This window comes from Dietzia sp. DQ12-76 (genome assembly GCF_014145045.1).
Lineage (GTDB): Bacteria > Actinomycetota > Actinomycetes > Mycobacteriales > Mycobacteriaceae > Dietzia.
The window spans coordinates 1-4189 of sequence record NZ_JAALDV010000478.1 but is presented as its reverse complement, the minus strand read 5'-3'; the positions used below and the strand labels follow the sequence as shown (position 1 = coordinate 4189).

Sequence of the window (4189 nt, the reverse complement as noted above, 5' to 3'; positions counted from 1 at the left end):
GCGGAGTCGTCAGCGTCGGAGGCGTCCTCCGCCGTCTCGTCGCCGTCCTCGGGTTGGTCGTCCTGGTCGGAGGCGTCTGCGTCTCCGATGACGGCGAGGACCGCGCCGACCTCGACGGTGTCGTCCTCGTCGGCGACGATCTTCTGGATGGTGCCGGCGACGGGGGAGGGGATCTCGGTGTCGACCTTGTCGGTGGAGACCTCGAGCAGGGGCTCGTCGACCTCGACGGTGTCGCCGACGGCCTTGAGCCAGTTGGTGATGGTGCCCTCGGTGACGGATTCGCCGAGTTCGGGCATGGTGACCTCGGTGCCCTTGCCGCCGGAGCCCTTCGAGCCGGAGCCCTTGGTGGCGGAGGACGAGCTGGGCGCGGGCTCGTCTGCCTCGTCGCTGTCCTGATCGGCGGTGTCGGGGGCCTCGTCGGCGGAGTCGTCAGCGTCGGAGGCGTCGTCATCCGAATCGTCGTCGGATCCACCGGAACCGTCGTCGATGACCGCGAGCTCTCCGCCGATCTCGATGGTCTCGTCCTCGTCGGCGACGATCTTGGACAGGGTGCCCGCGGCGGGCGACGGGATCTCGGTGTCGACCTTGTCGGTGGAGACCTCGAGCAACGGTTCGTCGACCTCGACCGTGTCCCCCTCCTTCTTGAGCCAGCGGGTGACGGTGCCCTCGCTCACGGATTCACCGAGAGCCGGCATCTGTACGGAGAAGGCCATGGTGTCGTGACTCCTCAAGAGTTGTGGGCGCTGCCCGCCGGCGCGATCCGCGCCCGCGTGAGCGGCGACATGGTGGTGAGCTGTCAGTTCTGCGACGACCCGGGACCGGACCGCTGTGGCGGTCCGCCCGGACGATCGCCCACCATTGTGCCCTGTACCACCTGCCGGTGTCGTCGGACGCCCCGATCCCGGCGCCAGCGGCCGCCTGAACCGGCCGGCGGCCACGCCATCACCGGTGCTGGCGCTCGGTACGATCGAATGTCACAGACGGCCCCACCCCGGACGGGGGGCCGACGGGAGGAGTCCGACGGTGGCGATCCGCGATCTATTCCGGCGGCGGCGGTCACGGATCCCGGCGGATCCCGCTGACCTCGCCCACTTCCGGTCGTGGTGTGAGACCAGGGTGGGGATCGAGGCGTACCTCGAGCCCGAGACGCTCGTGTCGGTGCCGGGGCTGCTCCTGGTCGCCTTCGACGGCGAGTGGACGCGCCGCCCGGTGGGGGATGTCGCCACCGCGCGCAAGCTCGCCGACGAGCTGGGGATCCCCCTGTACGACGCGATGGAGACCGGGTACCCGGATCGGATGCGGCTCTTCGAGGAGGTCCGCATCTCGCGCGAGCGCAAGGAGAGGGCCCGCCGGCTCCGCGAGCAGATGCGCGGGAATGACCACTAGCAGTGCCGGGCGGTCCGACCGCACATCCGTAGCGCCAAGGCGAGGGACTCCCGCCGGACTAGATGACCACCGTGGTGCCGAGAGGTGCCGATCGAACGATGCCCACTCCGCCGGGGCCGTATCCCACGGAGTCCCGTGGGCGACGGTGTTCGTGTGGTGAGCACCGCTGAGTCTGGCGTCCATCCGACGACGATCGCCCCCGACCGCTCCCATCACTGAGTCGTGACTCTCGAAGGGGCGCACCATCGCCGCCGACGGCCCCCGAGAGTTCGAGATCACCGCGTAACTCATCCTTGATGCTTTTGAAACCTAAGAAGATGCACCGGAAATGCTGCCGTAACAGCAAGGCGACAGTGTGTCTCTGGTCGCTCGAACCACTTGTGGATCACTCCCACAGCGACCGGGTTTCCCTTCCCACTCAGAGAAATGAGCGCACATGCTCCAGATGACAACCCGCCGCAGGGCACGAGCGTTCGTGGCCGCTCTGTCCTGCGCCGGACTCCTGGCCACAGGGCTGCCCAGCACAGCGGCGGGCTCTCCGCTTGACAGCCTCGCCGCCGGCAGTCTCGGATCGAGTACGGGCACGACAGCGCCGGGCGCACCCGAGACTCCGGTCGAGCCCGATCCGGTCGAGCCCGATCCGACTGAGCCGATTGATGACGGGGATCCCACCCTGCCCACCGTGACGGTCGTGGCGACCGGCGGCACCCTCGCCGGCCGGGCGACCACGCAGGACTCGTACTCGAACTACCGCGCCGGAACGTATCCGATGGCCGAGCTCATCCCCGAAATCGCCCCGGCCATCGACCAGATGGCCAACGTGGACATCGTGCAGTTCGGCAACGCCGGTTCAGGCGGTTACACCATCGCGCAGTATCGCGAGCTGACCCTGGCGGTCGAACGAGCACTCGCGAGCTCGGACGCCGTCGTGGTGACCACGGGGACCGACACCATGGAGGAGTTCGGGTACTGGCTCGACGTCACTGTCCAGAGCAAGAAGCCGGTAGTCATCACAGGTGCGATGCGTCCGTGGGCTGCCGGCCCAACCCCGGATGTCGACCCGGTGTTCGGCAGTGACGGCCCCGCCAACCTGCTCCAGTCGATCCGGCTCGCGGCATCTCAGCAGACCTACTGCTTCGGCACCGTGCTGATGCTCAACGACGAGATTCACGCGGCACGCGACGTCACCAAGGGCAACACCATGCGGACCGACACGTTCGAATCCCGGAGAGTCGGCGTTCTCGGGTGGATCGACGGCGATCGGATCAGTCTCCCGCGTGGACCGTCCAGAGTGCTTGACTGCCAGTCCGACCGGTGGTTCACGCCCTTCGACCTGTCGGAGATCTCAGCAGGCGATCTGCCCAAGGTGGAGATCTTCTACAACTACCAGGAGGCCTCCGGGGATGCGATCCGGGGAATGGTCGCCGGTGGGGCGACCGGAATCGTCACCGCCGGTACCGGTGCGGGCGGCATCTCCTCGGCGGCAGGCCAGGCTCGCCGCGATGCCATCACTCAAGGGGTGTGGTTCGTCTCCACCAGCCGCACCGGCTCCGGGACGGTCGGCCCCACCAGTGCTGCGGGGATGATCTCCGGCAACGAGTTGCTTCCGCAGAAGGCCCGGCTGTTGCTCATCCTGAGCCGCGCCTTCACAGACGACATCACCGTCGCCCGGGACTGGTTCGCCACGGCCGGCAATCCCGGGTTCGGCAACGCAACGGCTGCCGTGGACGTGCAGTCGGTCCCGGACGGGGTGCTCGAGCAGGTCGCGTGATCGCACCCCACCCAGCGTGATCGCACCCCGTCCAGAGTGACCCGTGCGGACGATGTCAGCGCCCTGCAGTGGAGAATCGTCGGACACCACTCACCGAGAGGCGATGTCCTCCAGGACCGCGAGCATCGTCCGCACGGGCACCCCGGTCCCCCCCTTGGGCAGGTACCCCTCGGCGCCACCGTCGTTATAGGCCGGGCCGGCCACATCGATGTGGACCCACTCCACGCCCTCGGCGACGAATTCGGAGAGGAACAGGCCAGCGGAGAGCATGCCACCCCAGCGATGCGGGGTCACGTTGGTGAGGTCGGCGACCTCGGAGTCCAATCCGTCACGCAGTTCCTCCGGCAGCGGCATCGGCCAGCCGCCCTCGCCGACCTCGCGGCTGAGTTCGGCCACCCGGTCCCGGAAGTCCTCGGTGCCCATGACGCCGGGGGTCTTCTTGCCCAGGGCCACCATCTGTGCGCCGGTGAGCGTCGCGGTGTCGATGAGGTGTGAGGGGGAGTCCTCGCAGGCCCTGACGATGGCGTCGGCGAGGATGAGTCGGCCCTCGGCGTCGGTGTTCTGCACCTCCACCGTCGTCCCGCCGTACATGGTGAGCACGTCACCGGGGCGGTACGCCGTGGACGACGGCATGTTCTCGGCCATCGGGACGGTGGCCACCACGGTGAGGTCCAGCCCGAGCCGGGCGGCGAGGATGACGGTCGCGACGACGGCGGCCGCTCCGCCCATGTCCATGGTCATCTGCTCCATCCCCGCGGCCGGCTTGATGGAGATGCCGCCGGTGTCGAACGTGACGCCTTTTCCGACCAACGCGACGGTGGGTCGACCCTCGGCCCCGCGGTGGGTGAGACGGACCAGTCGCGGCCCGCGGGACGACCCTCCGCCCACCGCCAGGATGCCGCCGAAGCCGCCCTCCGCGAGAGCGGGCTCGTCCAGGACCTCCACGTCGAGGCCCGCGCCGGCGGCGAGTTCAGCCGCACGGTCCGCGAAGGAGCCGGGGAAGAGCAGGTTGGGCGGGGTGTTGACCAGGTC

At 68.8% G+C, this 4189-nt stretch carries 4 protein-coding genes; 2 read left to right on the top strand and 2 right to left on the bottom strand.

From position 1 onward, the window contains the following. Positions 1-713, bottom strand: a 713-nt coding sequence (locus tag G6019_RS15120; RefSeq protein WP_304506213.1) for a biotin/lipoyl-containing protein, incomplete at its 3' end; no start/stop codon positions are given. A gap of 310 nt (positions 714-1023) precedes the next feature. Here G6019_RS15120 and G6019_RS15115 point away from each other — a divergent pair. Together G6019_RS15115 and G6019_RS15110 are read left to right on the top strand one after the other, a co-directional pair. After that, positions 1024-1386 (top strand): oxidoreductase, encoded by a 363-nt coding sequence (locus tag G6019_RS15115; protein WP_182612326.1) that lies wholly within the window; start codon positions 1024-1026, stop codon positions 1384-1386. A 436-nt stretch (positions 1387-1822) separates the two neighbouring features. Next, positions 1823-3157 (top strand): asparaginase, encoded by a 1335-nt coding sequence (locus G6019_RS15110; RefSeq protein WP_228549645.1) that lies wholly within the window; start codon positions 1823-1825, stop codon positions 3155-3157. A gap of 90 nt (positions 3158-3247) precedes the next feature. On the opposite strand, the gene G6019_RS15105 is transcribed toward G6019_RS15110, so the two are convergent. Next, positions 3248-4189: leucyl aminopeptidase (locus G6019_RS15105; RefSeq protein WP_182627931.1), on the bottom strand; the 942-nt coding region annotated here is incomplete at its 5' end.

Bases quoted from the DNA above. Each gene is read 5' to 3' on its own strand.
- G6019_RS15110 (WP_228549645.1), top strand. From the start codon at position 1,823: ATGCTCCAGATGACAACCCGCCGCAGGGCACGAGCGTTCGTGGCCGCT.